The sequence below is a fragment of the Asticcacaulis sp. AC402 genome (assembly GCF_000495835.1).
In the GTDB taxonomy this organism is placed as follows: domain Bacteria; phylum Pseudomonadota; class Alphaproteobacteria; order Caulobacterales; family Caulobacteraceae; genus Asticcacaulis.
Genome location: NZ_AWGC01000018.1, coordinates 81,010 through 101,606, shown reverse-complemented (window position 1 = coordinate 101,606; position 20,597 = coordinate 81,010). Strand labels below are relative to the sequence as shown.

Below are 20,597 nucleotides of genomic sequence, written 5' to 3'. Positions count from 1 at the left end.
GTGCACTGACGCTTTTCGAGTCGATCCTCCTCACCGCTCTTCCGCCATCGGCCGGCCGAACCGATCTTCCGCCATCGGCCGGCCGAAAACCTGAGTCCAGTAGTGGCCATACTTCACCTTGCCGACATCGTCCGGAATGTAGACATGGCCGACGCCGGTTTCGGTAAAGCCGCAGGTCAGGATGTTCGAACGGTGGCCGGGGCTGTTCATCCAGCCCGCAACGGTCGCGTCGGCTGTGACATAGCCGGCGCTGATGTTTTCACCGACCATCATCCAGCGGTAACCGGCCGCCTCGGCGCGCTGGGCCACCTTCAGACCGTCCGGATCAACATGGCCGAAGAAGTCCTGTCCAGCCATGGATTCGCTGTGACGCTGGGCCGCCGCTTCAAGCTGGCGGTTGACGACCAGGGCAGGACAGCCGGCAATTTCGCGTTCGGCATTGATCAGCGCCACGACCTTATCGGTCTCGGCATCCCGACCATGACCCGCGCCAGCAATAACGAGATTGGCCACAAAAGCCAGGATAAGCCACTTCATACCGCCAGCATGACATAAAGCCCGTCACGATCAAGCCCCGCGGCGTATCCGTTCAATCATATAGGAAAAGTCCCGACCGGCGTGGCCCTGGGCGCACAGGGCGTCGTACAGCGCATGGGCCCTGGCGCCGAGCGGCGTATCGGCGCTGGCCCCGGTCGCCGCCTGCATGGCCAGGGTCAGGTCCTTCAGCATCAACGCCGAAGCGAACCCCGGCTGATAGTCGCGATTGGCCGGCGATGACGGCACCGGTCCCGGCACCGGACAGTAGGACGTCATTGACCAGCTCTGGCCCGACGCCTTGGAGGCAATGTCGAAAAACACCTGGTCGTCCAAACCCAGCTTTTCGGCCAGGGCAAAGGCTTCGCAGGTCCCGATCATGGTGATGGCCAGCAGCATGTTGTTGCAGATCTTGGCCGCCTGGCCGGCGCCCGCCGCGCCGGCGTGGATCACCGCCTTGCCCATCGCCGACAACACCGGTTCGGCGCGCGCAAAGGCGTCCTTCGTGCCGCCGCACATAAAGGTCAGGGTCCCGCCTTGCGCCCCGGCAACCCCGCCCGACACCGGAGCATCAACCATGGCAAAGCCCTCGGTTTGGGCATCCACAGCGACACGGCGCGCAGTTTCGACATCGATGGTCGAACAGTCGATCAGGACGGCTGATTTCGGCGCGGCGGCAAAGACAGTGCCATAAACCGACACGACATGCTTCCCGGCCGGCAGCATGGTCACCACCGCTTCGGCGTCACGGCAGGCATAGGCGACCGAAGATGCCTCCATAGCGCCATCGGCCACGGCCTGAGCGACGGCCTCAGCGTTGATGTCGAAGGCGCGGACCTCATGCCCGGCCCTGACCAGGTTGGCGGCCATGCCCGAACCCATATGGCCCAAACCGATAAAGGCGATCTTCATAGGGACAACTCATGTTCGAGCGGCGCAAACAAGGAATCGACCATTTCCGGCGTGACGTCAGCCTGCCATCTGGGCGCATTGTCCTTATCTTCGATTACTGCCCGCACGCCTTCGGAAAAATCCCGGGTCGAGGTGATGCGGCTGGCGATACGATATTCCATCCGCATCACGTCTTCGAAGCTGTCCATCTTTCGGCCTTCGCGCAACTGTCGCAGCGACACAGCCAGAGATTGCGGCGAGCGTTTCGTGAGAATTTCCGCCTGTTTGCGCGCCCAGTCGCTGCCGTCGCCATTCAGGGCCAGGGAAATTTCTGACATGGTGCCATGGCCGAAGCAGCGGTCGATCGTCTCGTTGTGCTGGGCATAGGCCGGCGTCGGAACCGCTTGCGCATAGCGGTCAATGACATCGACGCCCTGCGCAAGGATACCGGCCTTAAGTGCCGCAATCTGCTCGGACTGAACAAAATGGGTGGCAATACCGGCCGCCACGACATCGCTGCCGCGCAGCTGCGCCCCGGTAAGGGCCAGCCAGGTGCCCAGTTCGCCTTCCAGCCGCGGCAGGAACCAGCCGCCGCCGACATCGGGAAACAACCCAATGCCTGTTTCCGGCATGGCAAAGATCGTGCGTTCGGTGGCGATGCGATGCGAACCATGGACCGAAATGCCGACACCGCCCCCCATGGTGATGCCGTCGATCACAGCTATACAGGGCTTGGGGTAGCGCTTAATTTGGGCGTTCAATCGATATTCGACGGCGAAAAATTCTCGCGCCTCGACACCGTCGCCACGGCCGGATTGCGCGATTTTGCGGATATCGCCACCGGCGCAGAATCCGCGCGTACCCTCGGCATGGTCGACCAGAACGGCGTGGACCTGCGCGTCGTTTTCCCATTCGGTCAGGGCCTGGGCCATGGCCACGCACATCTCCGTCGTCAGGGCATGCAGCGCCTGGGGCCGGTTCAGGGTGATGCGGCCGATGCCATGTTCGATACGGGTGACCACGTCGTTCATAGATTCTGGCATTTCAACAAATCCCGGGCTATGATGACGCGCATGATCTCGTTGGTGCCTTCCAGGATCTGATGGACGCGCAGATCGCGGACGATGCGTTCGACACCATAGTCATGCAGATAGCCATAGCCGCCGTGGATCTGCAGGGCGTCATTGGCGATTTTCGAGCCGGTGTCGGTTACGAAGCGCTTGGCCATGGCGCACCACCGTGTGGCGTCCGGGGTTTTGGCATCGAGTTTCGCCGCAGCTTCATAAAGCAGGGTCCGCGACGCCGACAGTTCGGTTTCCATGTCGGCCAGTTTGAACTGCGTCGCCTGGAAGGCATTGAGATGTTTGCCGAACTGGCTGCGTTCTCCGGCATAGGAAAGCGCACGGTCCAGGGCATCCTGAGCGCCGCCCAGGCTGCAGGCGGCGATGTTCAGCCGGCCGCCATCCAGGCCCTTCATGGCGTATTTGAAACCATCGCCGGGCGTGCCGAGCAGATTTTCGGCAGGTATGCGCAGATTATCGAACGTGACCTGGCGCGTCGGCTGGGCGTTCCAACCCATCTTCTTTTCATTGGCGCCAAAGCTCAGACCCGGCGCGTCCTTCATTACCAGAAACGTGGAAATGCCATCATCGAGCCGCGCCATCACCACGTAAAGATCGGAAGCACCGGCACCGGAGATGAACTGCTTCGAGCCGTTGAGGACGAAGCTGTCGCCGTCACGGACTGCGCGGGTTTTCATCGATGCGGCATCGGAACCGGAACCCGGCTCGGTCAGACAATAGCTGGCGATCGTCTCCATCGTCGCCAGTTTCGGCACCCAGTGCGCGCGAAGGTCTGGGGCGCCGAAGCTGTCGATCATCCAGGTGCACATGTTGTGGATCGAAAGGAAGGCCGCCGTGGCAATGCAGCCGCGCGACAGCTGTTCGAAGATGATGACGCCGTCGTGGCGCGACAGGCCCGACCCACCGTGTTCCTCATCCGTGTAAATCGCGGCAAAGCCCAGGCCGGCGGCTTCTCGCATGACCTCGACGGGAAAGTATTTGGTTTCGTCCCATAGGCCGGCATGGGGCCGCAGCTTATCGTACGCAAACCGCTGCGCCGCCTCCTGGATCATCACCTGGTCTTCGTTGAGCATGTCCGTCCCTGTTTTTTTTTACCCCTCTCCCCGTTTACGGGGAGAGGTTAGCGTGAGGGGCTTTCGGTACCGTCCGTCGCTCGAACGTATTCAGAAGGCCCCTCACCCGATCGCCTTCACTTCGTTCGGCTCTCGTCCTCTCCCCGTAAACGGGGAGAGGGAAAAACAATCACCTATCCTTAAACTGCGGCGGCCGTTTCTCGGCAAACGCCGCCATGCCTTCCTTCTGGTCTTCCGTCGCAAACAGCGCCGTAAACAGCCGGCGCTCAAACCGCACGCCTTCCGTTGTTGGCAGTTCCAGAGCCCGGCCGACCATCTCCTTGGCGGCCAGGATCGCCGGCATACCATAGCCCGCGATCGTCTCCGCCGCTTCCATGGCCACAGCCATAAGCTCGTCATGCGGCACCACCCGGCTGACCAGACCGATCCGGTCGGCTTCGGCCGCATCGATCATCCGTCCGGTCAGGACCAGATCCATGGCCTTGGCCTTGCCGATCGCCTTGGTCAGGCGGATCGAGCCGCCCATGCCCGGGGTCACGCCCAGCTTGATTTCCGGCTGGCCGAACTTCGCCTTGTCCGAGGCGATGATCAGATCGCACATCATCGCCAGTTCACAGCCGCCGCCCAGCGCAAACCCGTTAACCGCGGCGATCACCGGTTTGCGGCAGGCAGCAAAGGCATCCCAGCCGGCAAAATAGTCGTTCAGGTACATGTCGGCGACATCGCGCCCCGCCATTTCCTTGATATCGGCGCCGGCGGCGAACGCCCGGCCCGCGCCGGTAATCACCGTCACGGCGATCTCCGGATTGCGGTCGATCTGCACGATCAACCCGCTCAGCTCCGTCATGGTCTGATGGTTAAGCGCGTTCAGGGCATCCGGGCGGTTCAGGGTCACCACCGCCACCCGGCCTTTTTGTTCGAAGTCTACGATCTGCATCCTACTTCATCGTCGGAATAATGAAGGCCTGGTCGCCGATATCGCCATCCGGCCAGCGCGATGTCACGGTCTTAACCTTGGTGTAAAACCGCACGCCGTCCTCGCCATACTGGTTCAGGTCGCCAAAGGCCGAGCGCTTCCAGCCGCCAAAGCTGTGATAGGCCACCGGCACGGGGATCGGCACATTGATGCCGACCATGCCGACATTGACCTTGGAGACGAATTCGCGCGCCGCCAATCCATTGCGGGTGAAGATGGCGACGCCATTGCCGTAGGCGTGTTGCGACGGCAAAGCCGCCGCCTCGTCCAGGGTTTCGACGCGAATGACCTGCAGGACCGGCCCGAAGATTTCATCCTGATAGGACTTCATCTGCGGCGTCACCTTGTCGAACAGGGTCGGTCCGATAAAATAGCCGTCCTCATGGCCCTGCAGCTTCAGGCCGCGGCCGTCGAGCACCAGGTCGGCGCCTTCATCGACTCCCATCTGGATATAGGCCTCGACCTTGGCCTTATGCGCCGCCGAAATCACCGGGCCGTAATGCGCCTCGGCATCGGTCGAGACACCGACCTTCAGGGCGCGGGCGGCATCGGTCATGCGTTCGATAAAGGCGTCGGCGGTCTTAGCCCCGACCGGCACGGCCACCGGCAGCGCCATGCAGCGTTCACCGGCCGAGCCATAGGCGGCGCCGACGATATCGCGCACCACCTGGTCGAGGTCGGCGTCGGGCAGGATGATGCCGTGGTTCTTGGCCCCGCCCATGGCCTGGACCCGTTTGCCGTGGGCCGAGCCGGTGGCATAGACATATTGCGCGATATCGGACGAGCCGACGAAGCTGATCGCCCGGATATCGGGATGGGTCAGCAGCGCGTCGACGGCTTCCTTGTCACCATGGACAACCTGGAACACGCCCTCGGGCAGGCCGGCCTCGATCAGCAGTTCGCCCAGGCGCACCGGAACGGACGGGTCTTTTTCCGAGGGCTTGAGGATAAAGGCGTTGCCACACGCCAGGGCGACGGCCGACATCCACAGCGGGATCATGGCCGGGAAGTTGAACGGCGTAATACCCGCCACGACGCCCAGGGGCTGACGCAGCGAATAGACGTCGATGCCGGGCCCGGCGCCTTCGGTATAGTCGCCCTTCAGCAGGTGCGGGATGCCGCAGGCAAATTCCACCACCTCCAGGCCGCGCTGGATGTCGCCTTTCGAGTCGGCGACGACCTTGCCGTGTTCGCTGGATAGCAGCACGGCCAGTTCGTCCATATGCTTTTCCAGAAGGGCCTTGAAGGCAAACATCACCCGGGCGCGGCGTTGCGGGTTGGTCGCGCCCCAGGACGCCTGCGCCTTCACCGCCTTTTGGACAGCGTCATCGATCTCGGCGCCGCAGGCCAGGGCTACGCGGGCCTGAATCTTGCCGGTATTGGGATCGTAGACGTCGCCAAAACGGCCGGAAATGCCCGGCACGGACCGGCCGTTGATGAAGTGATGGATATCGCGCATTCCGCTCTCGTTTCTATGGCCGTAAGAGGACCCCTCCGTCTCGACGCGGTCGCCCCAAGAAGGGCTCCCTTGCTCGCCACCTCCCCATCTTCGATAGGGAGGAGAAAGAAGAAGAAACTCGGTTACCCTTCTCCTCCCCATGACAATGGGGAGGTGGCAGCGCGCAGCCGTAGACGAAGTCGAAGGCAAGTCGCTGACGGAGGGGTCCTCTTTGAATATTAGGCGGCGATGCGGGCGCGCATCCGCCGGGCGGCGTCGAGTTTAACGCGCGCCATCGAATCAGCAACCTCGTTTGTGATCACATTATCGCTTTTTGCCGTGGCGAAGATGGCATCCAGGCGTGGACCGATGGCATCGACGCGGGCGCGGATCAGGTCGGCATCATTGTCGCCCGAGATTTCGCCCTGGACCATGATAATGCCGCCGGCATTGATGACATAGTCCGGTGCGTAAAGCACGCCGCGCTCACCGAGAATACGGCCGGCTTCCGCCGTCAGCAACTGGTTGTTGGCGGCGCCGGCCACCACCGAAGCGCGGATGTAGCGGGCAACATATTCGCTGATCGTTCCGCCCAAAGCACAGGGAGCCACCACGTCCACCGACTGTGTCAGGATGTCGTCGACCGACACGCCAACCGCGCCAAAGCGCATCTGGGCTTCTGAAACGCGCGCCGGGTTGATGTCGGCGACGACCAGGTTCGCGCCCATCTCATGCAGTTCCTGGCACAGATACATGCCGACATGGCCCAGGCCCTGAACGGCGACGCTCAGGCCCGCCAGTTCTGACCGGCCCAGGTGGGCGCGGACGGCCGATTCGATGCCGACGCGAACGCCGCGCGCGGTGAACGGTGACGGGTCTCCACCCGACTTGCCGGCCGCAGCGCTGAGGCCCGAGACGTGTTTTGTCGTGCGGGCCACGATCTGCATATCCGCGACCGAGACGCCGACGTCTTCGGCGGTGATGTACTGGCCGCTCAGGGTGTCGACGGCGCGGCCAAAGGCTTCCAGAACCGCTTCACGCTTTTCGGAATCGACAGGCCCCAGGATCACCGACTTGCCGCCGCCCATGGGCAGGTCGGCCATGGCGTTCTTGTACGACATGCCACGCGACAGGCGCAGGGCGTCGGTCACCGCATCGGCGTCCGAGGCATAGGACCACAGCCGGCAACCGCCCGCCGCCGCGCCCAATGCCGTCGAATGGACGGCGATGATGGCGCGCAGGCCCGTGGCGGCGTCATTGACGAACAGGACCTTTTCGTGGGCGTCGAAATCGGGGTGGTCAAACATTTACAGCTTCCTTGATAAGCACTTTGTCGTTTTGAGGTTTTGGCGGTTGGGCGGTTTCGAACTGGGTCAGCAACTCGGCCCATCGGGTCTTGGCCTTGTCGTAATTGGCCTGCTTGATGTGGCCGAAGCCGCGGATCTCTTCCGGCAGGCGCGCCAGGGCGACGGCGGTGTCAAAATTGTGCGGCGCCAGTTCGCGGGCCAGGCGGTTGATCAGTTGGGCATAGTCGCCGATCAGCCGGCGCTCCATGCGGCGTTCGTCGCTGTAGCCGAAGATGTCGAAGGTGGTGCCGCGCAGGCCTTTCATAGCGTGCAGAAGGGCGAAGGCCTTGAAGATCCACGGCCCGAACTTACGCTTTTTCGGCAGGCCGGTGTGGGCGTCCTTTTCCCCGAAAATCGGCGGTGCCAGGAACAGACTGACCTTGTCGGCGTTCTCGAATTGCGCCGATAACTGCGCCTTGAACGCCGGATCGAGATAGAGGCGGGCGACTTCGTACTCGTCCTTGTAGGCCTTCAGCTTGAAAGCGTAACGCGCCACGGCCTCGGTGAAGGTGGTGGTGCCAAACGGCGCCTCAGCCTTGCGGGCGATGTCGACCAGTGCCCGGTAGTCGCGGGCATAGGCCGCATCCTGATAGGCTTCGAGGTCCTTCATGCGCGCGGCGACAAAGGCATCGAGGTCGAATGGCGATTCCATCTTTTCGGAAATCTTCGGATCCAGCCGGCCAGCGATATAGGCGCGGCCCAGGGCGAACGCACGAAGATTGGCCTTGATCTCCGTTCCGTTCAGCTCGATCGCCTTTTCGATGGCGGCACGGCTGAGCGGCACGGCGCCCGCCTGCCAGGCAGCGCCCAGCAGAACCATGATGGTGTAGACGGCGTCGCCGAGATATTTGCGCGACAGGCCGGCAGCATCGAAGGCCTTGAGGCTCCGGGTCGCCGTCTTGACCCGGCGCTGCATGCTGACCGTGTCGAACCGGGTTTCGGTGTTGAGGGTAAACTCCGCCGTATGGCTCAGAGCCGAGTTCAGAAAGCCCGTGGTGCGGACAGAGTCCATCAGCGGCAGACAGGCCTTGCCGTGCGCCGTCACCATGTCGGCGGCGATCAGGACGTCAGCTTCTGCCACCGGGATCCGGCCGCCGGGCAGCATAACGCCGGGCGCCGCCAGGCGGATGTGGGCGTCGACGGCGCCGCCGCGCTGGGCCAGGCCGATCTGGTCGACGGCCAGGACTTCGATGGCGTCGAGGTGAGCGGCCATGCCGACCATGGCGCTCAGCGAAGTCACGCCCAGCCCGCCAACGCCGGTCAGCAGCAGATTGAAGGGCTCGGCGGTAACTCCCGGCGGACTTATTTCCGGCAAGTCGGAAATCAGGACATCTATGTCGGAGACCTGCGCTTTTTTAAGTTGTGCGCCTTCCAGCGAGACGAAGGACGGGCAGAAACCCTTGACGCAACTGGTGTCGAGATTGCACGCCGACTGGTCGATTTCACGCTTGCGGCCCAGATCGGTTTCCTTGGGTCCAACGGCGATACAGTTCGACTTGACCGAGCAGTCGCCGCAGCCTTCGCAAACGGCGGAATTGATGAAGATGCGTTCCTTGACCTTGGGCGCCAGGCCGCGCTTGCGCCGGCGGCGCAATTCGGTGGCGCACATCTGATCGTAGATCAGCACCGTCGTGCCCGGGGTATTGCGCAGCTCTTCTTCGGCAACCGGCATGTCGTCGCGGTGCCAGAAGCTGACCTTGGCCGGCATCTTGGGATGACCGCGCCAACGGTCGGGCTGATCCGACACCATCATGATGCGGGTGACGCCTTCGGCGGCGACCTGCTGGGCGACGGTGACAGGGTGGAGTTGGCCATCGACGTGCTGACCGCCGGTCATGGCGACAGCATCGTTGTAGAGGATCTTGTAGGTCATGTTGACGCCGGCGGCGACCGCCTGGCGGATGGCCAGCAGACCGGAGTGGAAATAGGTGCCGTCGCCGAGGTTGGCGAAGATGTGATTCTCCTCGGTAAACGGCGCCTGGCCGACCCAGGTGACGCCCTCCCCGCCCATATGCGTGCAGATTTCCGAATTCCGGTTCGGCATAAACTGGACCATATAGTGGCAGCCGATGCCGGCCGTGGCGCGCGAACCTTCCGGCACCGTCGTTGAGGTATTGTGCGGGCAACCGGCGCAGAAGAAGGGCTTGCGCGTATGCAGCGGCACGACATTGTCCTTGACCACCGCCTGCTGGCGCAGACGCGCCGCAATGGCGGCGCGAGCCTCCGTGCGCGCACCTTCGGGCAGGCTGTCGTACAGCGCCAGGGCGACATGGCCGGTGTCGAGGTCGAGCGTGTCGCGGACCAGCGGCTTGCCGGCGGCGTCATGCTTGCCGAGGATGCGCGGACGGCGGCCGTCGGGCAGGCTGTAGAGGACGTCGCGCAGTTGGTATTCGATCAGGTTGCGGCGTTCCTCGACCACCAGAACGGAGTCAAGACCATCGGCAAACGCGGTCGCGGCCTCCGGATCGAGCGGCCACACCAGGCCGATTTTCCACAGGCGCAGGCCGAGATCGCGGGCTTCGGCATCACCGATACCGAGCAGACGCAGCGCGTCCAACACGTGTAGAAACCCCTTGCCCGTGGCGGCAATCCCGAAGCGCGGCCGCGACGAATCACTGACGATGCGGTCGATGTTGTTGGCGCGGGCAAAGGCCTGGGCGGCCGGCAGGCGATAGTGGCGATGCCGTATTTCCTTGGCTTCGGGGGGATCATTCAAACGAATGTTCAGACCACCTTCGGGCATTTCGAAGTCGGGCGTGAAGGTGGTATAACCCGTTGGATCAATGTGGGCCGAGGTCGAGGCGTCCATCAGATCAGCGATGGTTTTCAGTCCGATCCAGCAGCCGCAATAGCGCGACAGGGCAATGCCCTTCATGCCGAAGTCGATGACTTCGTCAATGGTCGCCGGCGCCAGGGTCGGCATTTCGGCATCGAGGAAAGCGAACTCCGACTGGTTGGCCAGGGTCGAGGACTTGCAGCTGTGGTCATCGCCGGCCAGGGCCAGGACGCCGCCATATTGCGAAGTGCCGGCCAGGTTTGCGTGCTTGAAGACGTCGCCGGTCCGGTCGACGCCCGGTCCCTTGCCATACCACAGACCGAAGACGCCATCTTTTTTGGCACCCTGGAACAGCGGCACATGCTGGGTGCCCCAGACGGCGGTGGCGCCCAGGTCTTCGTTGATGCCGCGCTGGACGACGATGTCGTGGGCATCGAGGAGCTTCTGGGCGCTCGACAACTGCATGTCGTAGGTGCCGAGCGGCGAACCGCGGTAACCGGAGATGAAACCGGCCGTGTTCAGGCCGGCCTTGCGGTCGCGCTCGCGGATTAGCATCGGCAGGCGAACCAGGGCCTGAACTCCGGTCATGAAGGCGCGGCCGGAGTCCAACTCATACTTGTCGCCAAGGGTAACCTGCGCGCGCATCCGACAATCCCTGCTTTTTAGTTGTTGCCTTTGATACTAGACTCGTTTTGCAAGAAAGTGCTTCCGAATTGTCGTGCGCAAACCGCTAGTGAAGCGAATGAATTTCTGCGATATTGCGTAAAGATAGATAAAAGTTCTGCTGCAGGGCACAAAAAGGCAATGAAACGTAGCAAACCCGTCCAGGAGCTGGACGATACCGACCGTCGCATACTTCGCCTGTTGCGCGAGAATGCCCACCTTACCACACAAGACATCGCCGACAAGGTCGGGTTGTCGCAGACGCCGTGCTGGTCGCGGATCAGGCGGATGGAAGAGGCCGGTGTGATCGCCGGCTATGTGGCGCTTCTGGATGCGGAGAAAATCGGCCGGCCGCTGTCGGTGATCATCGAAATCAATCTGGAACAGCATGACGACGAGAAGATCGAAGCCTTTTCCCGCCACCTGGCGCAGCAACCGGAAATCACTGACGCCTATCTGACGACGGGTGAGTACGACTATGTCATCATCGCCGCGGTCGAAGACACGGAAGGCTATGAGAACTTTCTGCGCAAGCGGCTCCTGAAGTTCCCCGGCATCCGCCATGCCCGCTCGACCTTTTGCCTGCGCCGGCTAAAGCGCGATGCCTCGCCTTATGTCTGATATGCCGCCTAAAGCCCGCCTCCTCAGACTGCCTCACGAAGGCGTTCGGTCCCTCGTGTGGGACGGCGATACATTGGCCGACTGGGTCGGCGGAATAAGACGCTTTGACCTCAAGGGCGGCTATGAGCCGCCTCGCGTCGGGTATCCCTATCTGTTCGACGCCGCCGTGGCGGACGGCGACGATGCCGTAATTTATACCCGCTTCGGAACAAAAGGGTTGGTTTTGCGCGCAGGAAGCGTTCTTCGCGAGCTAAACCGCAGCTTCTACTACGCCGATGCCTACGACTACCCGATCACCGTTTTTCGTTTGGATAGCGGCCGCAAGGTCATTGGCCATTGTCCGGAGGATTGTAATCGACTTGAAATCGAGGACCTCGAAACGGGTGAGCGGTTGACAGCAAAAAGCTCACGACAATCGGCCGCTTTGTTCCATTCCCGCCTGAGCGTCTCGCCCAATGGTCGTTACTTGATGAGCGCTGGCTGGCTTTGGCACCCGCTGGACCAGATTAACATCTATGATATCGCGGAAGGTCTGAAGTCTCCCGAGCATCTCGACGGCCCGGGTGTTAGAACCGGTACATGGGCCGACAAGGTTTCCGCTTGCTGGACGCATGACAAGCGGCTTATCTTTGGCATCAGTCAGGATGAGGATGAGGAAGACGAAACTCCTGCACCAAAACTCAGGTTCTATGATGTGGCCGAGGGGCTGACCCGTACCTTGGCGTTAGAAGAACAGGTTGGCCAGATCATGCCAGTAGGGGAGGATTACCTCCTGAACCTGTATGATCATCCGAAGCTGATCGATCTCAGAACCGGTGCTGTTGTACAGGCCTGGCCGGACATTCCCTGCGGCCGGCGCACCAGTTCGATCTGCATTCCCAAACCGGATTTTATGCCCACGCTTGCCTTCGATCCGCAGATGCGCCGCTGCGCCATCGCGACGGAACAGGAGATTTTCGTGCTGATGTTTGATTGACTTGGGGAAAGAACAGCGTATGGCCGATACAGGGTTTAGGCTGCGGATGCGATGCAAGAAAGTTGGTCCACAGATAAGCCAGATAAGCCAGATGATCCGTGGGCTGCTGCCACTACGATTTGAATCGTTTATACTCCAGTTTGGCGCCGCCGAAGTTTATCAGCAAGCCCTTCGGGAGGCGTGCTGCCCTAAGGTAGTTCATGATCTGAGCGTCCTCACGTGGCGATAGTTGAACCAAGGCTTTCAGTTCGACCAGCACTTCGTCAAAGCAGATGAAGTCAGCGCGATACTGACATGCCAGGACGGTATCCCGGTAATGAATAGGTAGGGCGAATTCGCGCCGGAATGGGATGCCGGCCCGGTCGAGTTCAATCATCAGCGCTTCATGATAGACAGCTTCGAGAAAGCCATATCCGAGCCGCGTATGCACTTCCATAGCCGCGCCTATGATGGCGTAGGTCTGCGAATCACGTCGGTCCGTAGTCATCTATCCTCTCCCTGAGTCTGTCTCATCTATAGTCGCTTGCCGCTTTTTCGCGCGAAGCGCATTTTTCGAAAAACACTTAATGCGTTGAATTTGGCTCACAGGCCACGATGCCATGAACCATCTGGCTTATCTGGCTTATCTGTGGACAAACTCCTTTACGCGCGTTCCGCAGCCACGATTTTGCCGATCTATTGAATCCCGGGACATTGCAAGCTTACGTGCCTAATGAAAATCCCGCGACTTGACCAGAATGACCGGTGACTGCGCCGCGCGGCTGCCGGTGCGTTTCAGCACCCTTGGATCCATGCCCGGCTCGCCATGGCGGAACTCATCACCGCGGCTATAGGGCAACGGAAAGGCATCGTTGCGGTCGCCGACGCTGTCCAACTTATCCGACAGGTCGATCAGCCGCCGCGCCACCAGGTGGACCACCTCGCCCTCTTTCTGGATCTGACCGCTGATCGCCACCATGCGCGCGGTCAGGACCAGCCGGCGCTGTTCCTCGTACAGTTTCGACCAGATCACCGCATTGACAATCCCCGTCTCGTCCTCGATGGTCATGAAGGTGACCCCGCTGGCCGTGCCCGGCCTTTGTCGCACCAGGACCATACCGGCGACCAGGGCATGGCTCTTGTCCTTGCGGGCATTGGCCGCCTGGCACGTCACGATGCCGCGCTCGCTCAAATCACCGCGAAGAAACGCCACCGGATGCTGGCGCAGCGACAGGCCGATATGGCCATAGTCCTGCACCACCTCGCTGCCGGCCGTCATGGCTTTCAGCACCACCGCCGCCTCGTTTGTCTCGACACCGTCGAACAACGGCAGGGACGTATCGCGCATGCCCTTGAGCGCCCACAGGGCCTCACGGCGCGGCTTGGCCAGCGACGGGAAAAAGGCGTCCGCCTCGGCCAGCTTGACCAGGGTCGAGACCGGCAAGCCGCTATGGCGCCAGACCTCGGGAATAGAGGCGTAACCGTCCTGACGCGCCGCCGTCAGCCGGGCGGCGTCATGTTCCGACAGACTTCTGACCATGCGCAGCCCCAGCCGCACGGCCAGTTTTCCGCGCGTGCCGGTCTCCTCCAGGGTGCAGTCCCAGCGTGAAGTATTGACGCAGACCGGCCGGACCTCGACGCCGTGTTCGCGGGCGTCGCGCACCAACTGCGCCGGAGCATAGAAACCCATGGGCTGCGAATTCAGCAGGGCGCACAAAAACACATCGGGGTGATGGCACTTCATCCACGACGAGGCATAGGCGATCAGGGCGAACGAAATAGCGTGGCTTTCCGGAAAGCCGTACGAACCGAAACCCTCCAGTTGCTTGATCAGGCGCTCGGCGAATTCAGGCGTATAGCCGCGTTCGATCATGCCTTGATACATCTTGTCGCGGAAGTTCTTGACCCCCCCAGTATGTTTGAAGGTCGCCAGGCTGCGGCGGACGTGGTCGGCTTCGTCGTCGGTAAAGCCGGCGCAGACCACGGCCACCTTCATGGCGTGCTCCTGAAAGAGCGGTACCCCGAAGGTCCGGCCCAGAATATCCCTGACCTTGTCATTGGGGTAATCGACCGGCTCCAGGCCGTGCTTGCGGCGCAGATAAGGATGGACCATGTCGCCCTGGATGGGCCCCGGCCGGACGATGGCGACTTCGATGGCGATGTCGTAGAAGACCCGCGGCTTCAGCCGAGGCAGCATCGACATCTGGGCGCGGCTTTCGATCTGAAAGACGCCGACGGTATCGGCCTTGCAGATCATGTCGTAGGTCGGGGTGTCGTCGGCGGGAATGCCGGCCATGGTCATGTCAACGCCCTTGTGCTCGGCCAGCAGGTCGAAACTCTTCTTCATGCAGGTCAGCATGCCGAGCGCCAGGCAATCCACCTTCATGAACTTCAGCACATCGATATCGTCCTTGTCCCATTCGATGACCTGGCGGTCTTTCATGGCCGCCGGCTCGATCACCGCCAGGTCGTCCAGCCGGTCGCGCGTCAGGACAAAGCCGCCGGGATGCTGCGACAGGTGGCGCGGCGCATTGACCAGTTGTTTCGCCAGGTCGAGCGTCAGGCGAACCCGGCGGGATTCACGGTTGAGGTTCAGCCCGTCCAGGTGCGTTTCGTCGATGTCGCTGGCCCAGTGGCGATATTGCTGCGACAGGGTCTTAAGGATATCTTCGGGCAGGCCCAGGGCCTTGCCGACATCGCGCAGGGCACCGCGCGTGCGGTAACGGCTGACGACCGCGACCAGGGCGGCATGGTCGCGGCCATAGGTTTCAAACACCCATTGCATGACGATTTCGCGCCGGGCATGTTCGAAATCGACATCGATGTCCGGCGGTTCGTTGCGGTTTTTCGACAGGAAGCGGGCGAACAAAAGGTCATACTTGGCGGGATCCAGTTCGGTGATCCCGAGCACATAGCAAACTGAACTGTTGGCGGCCGAACCACGCCCCTGGCACAAGATACCCTGCGAGCGGGCGAAGTGGACGATATCGTGGACGGTGAGGAAGTAGTTGGCGTAGCGCATCTCGGCAATGAGATCGAGTTCATGGCGCAGTTGCCTGACGACCTTGTCCGGAACCCCGTCGGGGTAGCGCTTGTCCGCCCCGAGGCGGACAAACTTTTCCAGGGTTTGCTGCGGCGTCAGGTGGGGATGCGATTTCTCATCGGGATACTGGTATTCCAACTCGCTCATATTGAAGGTGCAGCGCGCCATGATCTCGCGCGTCCGGACAAGTGCCTCCGGCCAGGCCTTGAACAATCGCGCCATCTCGTCCGGTGCTTTCAGATAACGGTCGGCATGGCGTTCGCGGCGAAAGCCGGCGTCGTCGATGGTGCAGTTGTGGCGGATACAGGTGACAACATCCTGCAGGATGCGGCGCGAGGCATCGTGAAACAGGACATCATTGGTGGCTATGGTCGGCACGCCGGCGCGGTTCGCCAGTTGTGACAGGTCATACAGACGTAAGGCGTCATTGGGCCGACGGCGCAGGGTCAGGGCCAGGTAGGCGCGATCGCCGAAAACCGTCTTCAACCGGCGCAGGTTCACGGCGCAGGTGTCATTGTCCATGTTGGGCGCCATATCGGGCACCAGGACGGCGATCAGACCTTCATTCCACGCTTCGACATCGCCCCAGTCGAGCTGACACCTGCCCTTGCCGGCGCGGCCCTTGCCGAGGGACAGCAGCCGGCACAGGCGCGAATAGGCCGCCTTGTTGGTCGGATAGACCAGCAGGGAGGTTGCGTCGGTCAGGTCAAGCCGGCAGCCGACGACCAGCCGCACCCCGGTTTCCTTGGCCCATTTGTGCGCCTGGACGATGCCGGCCAGGGAATTGCGATCGGCAATGCCCAGGGCTTCGATCCCCAGTTCGGCGGCCCGGACGAACAACTCCTCCGGGCTGCTGGCGCCGCGCAGAAAGGAAAAATGCGTCGTGACCTGGAGTTCGACATAAGCCGTCATGCGAACATACCGTGCAGGAACCATTGGTGGCTGCCGGTGGCGCTGTCTTCGCCGTCACCGCTGCGAAACAGCCACAGGCGCTCGCCGGTATCGAGTTCGACACGGAAATAGTCGCGCACAGCCCAGGTCTCACCGTCCTGCTTCCACCATTCGCCGAAGATGCGCTCCGGTCCGTCGGCAGCGACCACACGATGACGCGTACCGCGCCAGGTCAGGACCCTGGGCGGATGGTCGGGCAGTTCCGCCAGAGGGAGCACCGGTTCGGGGCGGCGGAACAGTCTGATGGGGCGCGGCCAATGAAGAGGCCAACCGAGTGGGATAACCGCCAGGGGCGAGGTCCGCTTTACCGAGCGTTCCGGCACATCGCTTTCTACCGCCGCCAGGCGATAGATGCGTTCGGCGCCGATGCGGTTGCTCAGGGTGTCGATCAGGCCGGCCAGGTCGGGGGCGTTATTGTCTTGCGTTGTGATCTGGGTGTGCACCCAGGGCTCGGCCTGGGTGGCGATCAGGCGCATGCGTTCGATGCCGAAGCCTGGATCGACGGTCTCTATTCTGTCGCACAGCAACCGGGTCAGGCGGGTGGGATCGCGGACCGGCTGGGCCATGCCAACGCGGACGGCTTCGATACGGCCATCGACGCGGATAAAGTGCAGGTCGAGTTGCCGCGCCCCCTCGCCGCGCGCTTCGAGGGCGTCGCACAGTTGCACCGTCAGCTTGGCCGTATAGCGCGCCAGGGTTTCCGGCGCGCCGATCGGTTCGAAGAACACACGTTTGACCTCGGCGACATCCGGCAGTTCGACCGGATCGATCGGCTCGGCCAGGTGACCGGAAATCTGATCGAGACGGCGGCCCAGTTCGCGGCCGAAACGATGGACCAGCGGGGCGCGCGGCTGGGCCAGCAGTTCGCCGATGGTGTCGAAGCCCAGGACGGACAGGCTTTCGACCAGGTTCATCGGCAGACGCAGGGCGGCCGCAGGCAGGTTGCGGACGGCGCGGGCGCTGTCGCCGGGCGGCACCATCGTAATGGGACGGGCGACGAACCGGGCGAGAGCGTGGGCGGCGCCCCAGGTGTCGGCGATGGCCGCACAGGCTTCGATCTCCTTTTCGCTCAGTTTGCGTATCAGGGCGTCGAGCAGCGCCGCCTCGCCGCCGTGCAGATGGGCGGCGCCCGTGATATCGAGGATCAGGCCGTTGGGCGGATCGGCGGCCACCACGGGAGAATAGGTCTGCAAGGCCCAGCCGGCCAGCCGGTCCAGAGCCTGGCTGTCGCCGTCAACGTCAGCATCGTGCACGATCAGGTCCTCGACCAGGGCCTGGGCCTTGGTCAGCGGCATACCGACCCTCAAACCGGCCCTATGGGCGGCGCGGTCGGCGGCCATGACGACGCGCCGGCGGCCGTCTGAGCCTTTCAGCACCAGCGGCACCTCAGGAGGCAGCGCGGTAGCCGCCTTGTCCGTACCCAGCTGCCGCCGCAGCCGGTCGGTCGGCCAGCGGGGCAGATAGAGCGAGACCAGCCTGGCCATTATGTGCCTCCACATCGAATTCTGCGGTGTTCCCGCCTTTGCAGCGCAACAGTTCCAGACGCCAGCGCGCCGTGCCGATACCCGGCACCGGCAGGGCGCGCGACGCTTCCGCCGCGATGCGCCAGCGCGTCACGGCGGCCGTCGGCAGGCCGAACTCGGCGGCATCGCGCGGCCGGCTCCACCGCCGCAGCACCAGGCCAAGGGTCCGCGTACTCTCCGCCGCCAGTTGCAGCCGGCGCGAGGCCGTCAGCGACAGGCGCGACACCTCGGCGACAACCGCGCCCAGGCTGCCGTGGCGCAGGGCTTCCTCGCAGCACATCAGGACGCTTTTTTCATCGCCGGCCTCGACACAGATAACGCGTTGCGGATCGAGGCCGGCCTGGGCCAGGCCAGGCGCGAACAGGTCGGGCTGGGTCAGGCACCACAGGACCTGGCCTTCGCTGCGCGCGGCGATACCGGCAACGAACAGGGCCGCCGCCGCACCATCGACGACGCCCTGGTCACGGCCGGCGACCTCATGTACGGCGCCCAGGGTCAGTCCCCCGCCGGGAAGGCGGGTGTCTATGCGCTCTATGCCAAACGGCAGGGCGCCGGCGGCACGCCGGCTGCCCTCCAGCATCTGAATATGCTGGCGAAGCTCGGCGAGACCCAAGGGTACAGGCTTCGACATGTGGACCATCCATCACCGATGTTTTCGGCATTATGTTCTTGTTTTGTTCCTAAAATCTGCAAGAGTCAAGGCGGGATGGAAGGCTGGGCAAATTGTTGAAGAGATTCAGAAAGTAAGTTGCCCCACCCTCAGGCATCCTTAGCCACGGTTTCCAGGGCCAGGGCGTGGAGCGGGCCGCTGAGCAGGTCGGCCAGGGCACGGTTGACCAGCTGATGCTGACGCACCCGTGCCAAGCCGTTGAACGCTGCTGATACGATCCGCGCCTTGTAATGGTCACCGTCGCCGGCCAGGTCGGTGATCGTCACCTCGGCATCGGGAAAGGCCGCTTCGATACGCGCCTGCAAATCACTCTGGGCAATGGCCATGTCCGGCTCCTGTCTTTGACCAGCGCTTTTATACGAAATTCCGGCAAGGGGAACCCTGACATCGAACTGTCACAAAAGAACTACGTCCGAACTCCGACTCAAGCCATACAGACTTGAGTCCCTGCGCGTAAGATGCGAACTATCATCCGCGACTACGGTTAAGGACCTGTGCGGGGAGTTATTTTGCATGCATCAGTGCCACAGGACTGCCCGGATCTTTGCCCTCAGCACTGTAATCCTGGTTGCCGCCGTGCCTGCCCTGGCCCAACAGATCCCGCCCGAAGTTCAGGCCAGGATGGACGCCATGCAGGCCCGGATCGACGCGCAGCAGGCGCAGATCGATGCCCAGCAAACCGAATTGAACGGGCTGAAGGCCGAGATCGCGGCGCAATATGGTGCGCCCGCTCCGGCGACGCGTGTCGCCGCCGCCCCCATTCCCGCCCCGACGCCTGTGCCGCCGGCGGCGGCTTCGGTCACCCTCAACAACGGCACCGCGACGATCGCCTCGACCGATGGCGCCTTCAGCGTGGCGCTGAAAAGCATGTTCCAACTTGACGCCGCCAGCTACAGTCAGGACAAGGATCTCGATGCTGCCGTCATTGGCCGCGACCTCAATTCCGGCGTCAACTTTCGCCGCGCTCGCATCGGTATGGGCGGCAAGCTGTTTACGGATTTCGACTACAATATCATCCTCGACTTCGGCGGCTCCGGCGCCGAGGATGTCGGCCGCTTCCACGAAGCCTGGCTACAGTATTCCGGCTTCAAATCGGTCAAGCTGCGCATCGGCGAATTCGCCCCCAATGCCGGTCTGGAAGATGCCGGGTCCGTCATGGCCTCGACCTTCCTCGAGCGTGCCTCGGTCTCCGACATCGCCCGCAGCCTGACCGGCGGCGACACCCGAATGGGCATCTCAGCCTTCAACGCCTATGATCGCTGGCTATGGTACGTGTCGCTGACCGGCAACACGGTATCGACCCTGAGCACCCAGGCCGCCGGCTTCACCGTTGCCAATGCTGACGAACAGCTGGGCATGACCGCTCGCCTGGCCGGCACGCCGTTCAAGGGTGACACCTGGCTGGTTCACGCCGGGATCAACTATTCGCGCATTATCAACCCGGCCGATGCCGGGGACTCGTCCGCTACGCGCTATCCCGTTGCCTTGCGTGACCGTCCCGAACTGCGCCTCGACAGCACGCGCCTGGTCGACACCGGCGCCATCGATGCCCAGTCGGCGGACGTGACCGGGCTGGAGTTGGGCATGCAGAATGGCCCCTTCTTCGTCGAGGTTGAAGCCTTCGCTTTCAACATTGCGCGCTACAATCGCGCTCCCGGCCTCACCGATCCAGATTTTTTCGGCTGGTACATCGAGGGTGGCTGGGTTCTGACCGGCGAGACACGCAGATACAATACCGTTACGGCGGCCTTCGACGGTGTAACACCGAAGAACAATTTCGACGCGAAGAGGGGCCAGTGGGGGGCTTTCGAACTGGTTGCGCGCTTTTCAACGCTCGACCTCGATTATAACCCCGACGCAGTCCTGACCGCCGACCAGGTGCGTGGTGGCAAACAGGATATCTTTTCGCTGGGTCTGGGCTGGACGCTCAACCCCGCCATGCGTCTCGTCTTTCAGGGCCAGGACGTAAAAGTCGAACGGCTGAACAGTTCAGGCGTGCAGACCGGACAGGATTATACTAGCTTCGCTGTCCGGAGCCAGTTCGGCTTCTGATTT

The 20,597-nt window shown here is 62.5% G+C and carries 16 protein-coding genes; 3 read left to right on the top strand and 13 right to left on the bottom strand.

Going from position 1 to position 20,597, the window contains the following annotated elements:
- Positions 1-30: 30 nt before the first annotated feature.
- From ABAC402_RS0120290 to ABAC402_RS31740, 8 genes are all read right to left on the bottom strand, one after another.
- On the bottom strand, positions 31-537 hold the full coding sequence (locus ABAC402_RS0120290; protein ID WP_023449840.1) for a CAP domain-containing protein: 507 nt from the start codon (positions 535-537) through the stop codon (positions 31-33).
- A gap of 30 nt (positions 538-567) precedes the next feature.
- Positions 568-1,446 (bottom strand): 3-hydroxyisobutyrate dehydrogenase, encoded by an 879-nt coding sequence (gene mmsB / locus ABAC402_RS31770; RefSeq protein WP_023449839.1) that lies wholly within the window; start codon positions 1,444-1,446, stop codon positions 568-570.
- The gene (locus ABAC402_RS31765; RefSeq protein WP_235079961.1) at positions 1,443-2,468 is read right to left on the bottom strand and encodes an enoyl-CoA hydratase/isomerase family protein; all 1,026 of its coding nucleotides are present in this window, start codon (positions 2,466-2,468) and stop codon (positions 1,443-1,445) included. The genes mmsB and ABAC402_RS31765 overlap by 4 nt, the downstream gene beginning before the upstream one ends.
- Entirely contained in the window at positions 2,453-3,580 is a 1,128-nt protein-coding gene (locus ABAC402_RS31760; RefSeq protein WP_023449837.1) for an acyl-CoA dehydrogenase family protein, read from the bottom strand. The genes ABAC402_RS31765 and ABAC402_RS31760 overlap by 16 nt, the downstream gene beginning before the upstream one ends.
- A gap of 169 nt (positions 3,581-3,749) precedes the next feature.
- Positions 3,750-4,517 carry an enoyl-CoA hydratase-related protein gene (locus ABAC402_RS31755; RefSeq protein WP_023449836.1) on the bottom strand — a complete coding sequence of 256 codons (768 nt, stop codon included), beginning with the start codon at positions 4,515-4,517 and terminating at the stop codon, positions 3,750-3,752.
- 1 nt (position 4,518) lies between these two features.
- Positions 4,519-6,015, bottom strand: coding sequence for a CoA-acylating methylmalonate-semialdehyde dehydrogenase (locus ABAC402_RS31750; protein ID WP_023449835.1), 1,497 nt, complete (start codon positions 6,013-6,015; stop codon positions 4,519-4,521).
- 218 nt (positions 6,016-6,233) lie between these two features.
- The gene (locus tag ABAC402_RS31745) at positions 6,234-7,301 is read right to left on the bottom strand and encodes a Glu/Leu/Phe/Val dehydrogenase (RefSeq protein ID WP_023449834.1); all 1,068 of its coding nucleotides are present in this window, start codon (positions 7,299-7,301) and stop codon (positions 6,234-6,236) included.
- A complete protein-coding gene (locus tag ABAC402_RS31740) occupies positions 7,294-10,761 on the bottom strand; it encodes an indolepyruvate ferredoxin oxidoreductase family protein (protein WP_023449833.1) in 3,468 nt (1,155 codons plus the stop codon). Before ABAC402_RS31740 ends, ABAC402_RS31745 begins: the two co-directional genes overlap by 8 nt.
- Before the next feature lie 159 nt (positions 10,762-10,920).
- On the opposite strand from ABAC402_RS31740, the gene ABAC402_RS31735 reads away from it, so the two are divergent.
- Both ABAC402_RS31735 and ABAC402_RS31730 read left to right on the top strand, forming a co-directional pair.
- Positions 10,921-11,400, top strand: a complete 480-nt coding sequence (locus tag ABAC402_RS31735; RefSeq protein WP_023449832.1) for an Lrp/AsnC family transcriptional regulator — start codon at positions 10,921-10,923, stop codon at positions 11,398-11,400.
- A 73-nt stretch (positions 11,401-11,473) separates the two neighbouring features.
- Positions 11,474-12,376 carry a hypothetical protein gene (locus ABAC402_RS31730; protein ID WP_155847390.1) on the top strand — a complete coding sequence of 301 codons (903 nt, stop codon included), beginning with the start codon at positions 11,474-11,476 and terminating at the stop codon, positions 12,374-12,376.
- A gap of 112 nt (positions 12,377-12,488) precedes the next feature.
- Here the strand turns inward: ABAC402_RS31730 and ABAC402_RS31725 are convergent, their stop codons facing one another.
- The 5 genes from ABAC402_RS31725 to ABAC402_RS31705 form a co-directional block, all read right to left on the bottom strand.
- On the bottom strand, positions 12,489-12,863 hold the full coding sequence (locus ABAC402_RS31725) for a GxxExxY protein (RefSeq protein ID WP_023449830.1): 375 nt from the start codon (positions 12,861-12,863) through the stop codon (positions 12,489-12,491).
- Between the two features lie 222 nt (positions 12,864-13,085).
- Entirely contained in the window at positions 13,086-16,310 is a 3,225-nt protein-coding gene (locus tag ABAC402_RS31720; protein ID WP_023449829.1) for an error-prone DNA polymerase, read from the bottom strand.
- Positions 16,307-17,833, bottom strand: coding sequence for a DNA polymerase Y family protein (locus ABAC402_RS31715; protein ID WP_023449828.1), 1,527 nt, complete (start codon positions 17,831-17,833; stop codon positions 16,307-16,309). The genes ABAC402_RS31720 and ABAC402_RS31715 overlap by 4 nt, the downstream gene beginning before the upstream one ends.
- Complete coding sequence (locus ABAC402_RS31710; protein ID WP_040409959.1) at positions 17,736-18,503, bottom strand: ImuA family protein; 768 nt, start codon at positions 18,501-18,503, stop codon at positions 17,736-17,738. The genes ABAC402_RS31715 and ABAC402_RS31710 overlap by 98 nt, the downstream gene beginning before the upstream one ends.
- A gap of 128 nt (positions 18,504-18,631) precedes the next feature.
- Positions 18,632-18,868: a BolA/IbaG family iron-sulfur metabolism protein gene (locus ABAC402_RS31705; RefSeq protein ID WP_023449826.1), complete on the bottom strand. Its 237-nt coding sequence runs from the start codon at positions 18,866-18,868 to the stop codon at positions 18,632-18,634.
- Positions 18,869-19,055: 187 nt separating this feature from the next.
- Here ABAC402_RS31705 and ABAC402_RS31700 point away from each other — a divergent pair, with 187 nt between their 5' ends.
- The gene (locus ABAC402_RS31700; protein WP_023449825.1) at positions 19,056-20,594 is read left to right on the top strand and encodes an OprO/OprP family phosphate-selective porin; all 1,539 of its coding nucleotides are present in this window, start codon (positions 19,056-19,058) and stop codon (positions 20,592-20,594) included.
- The last annotated feature ends 3 nt before the right edge of the window (positions 20,595-20,597 follow it).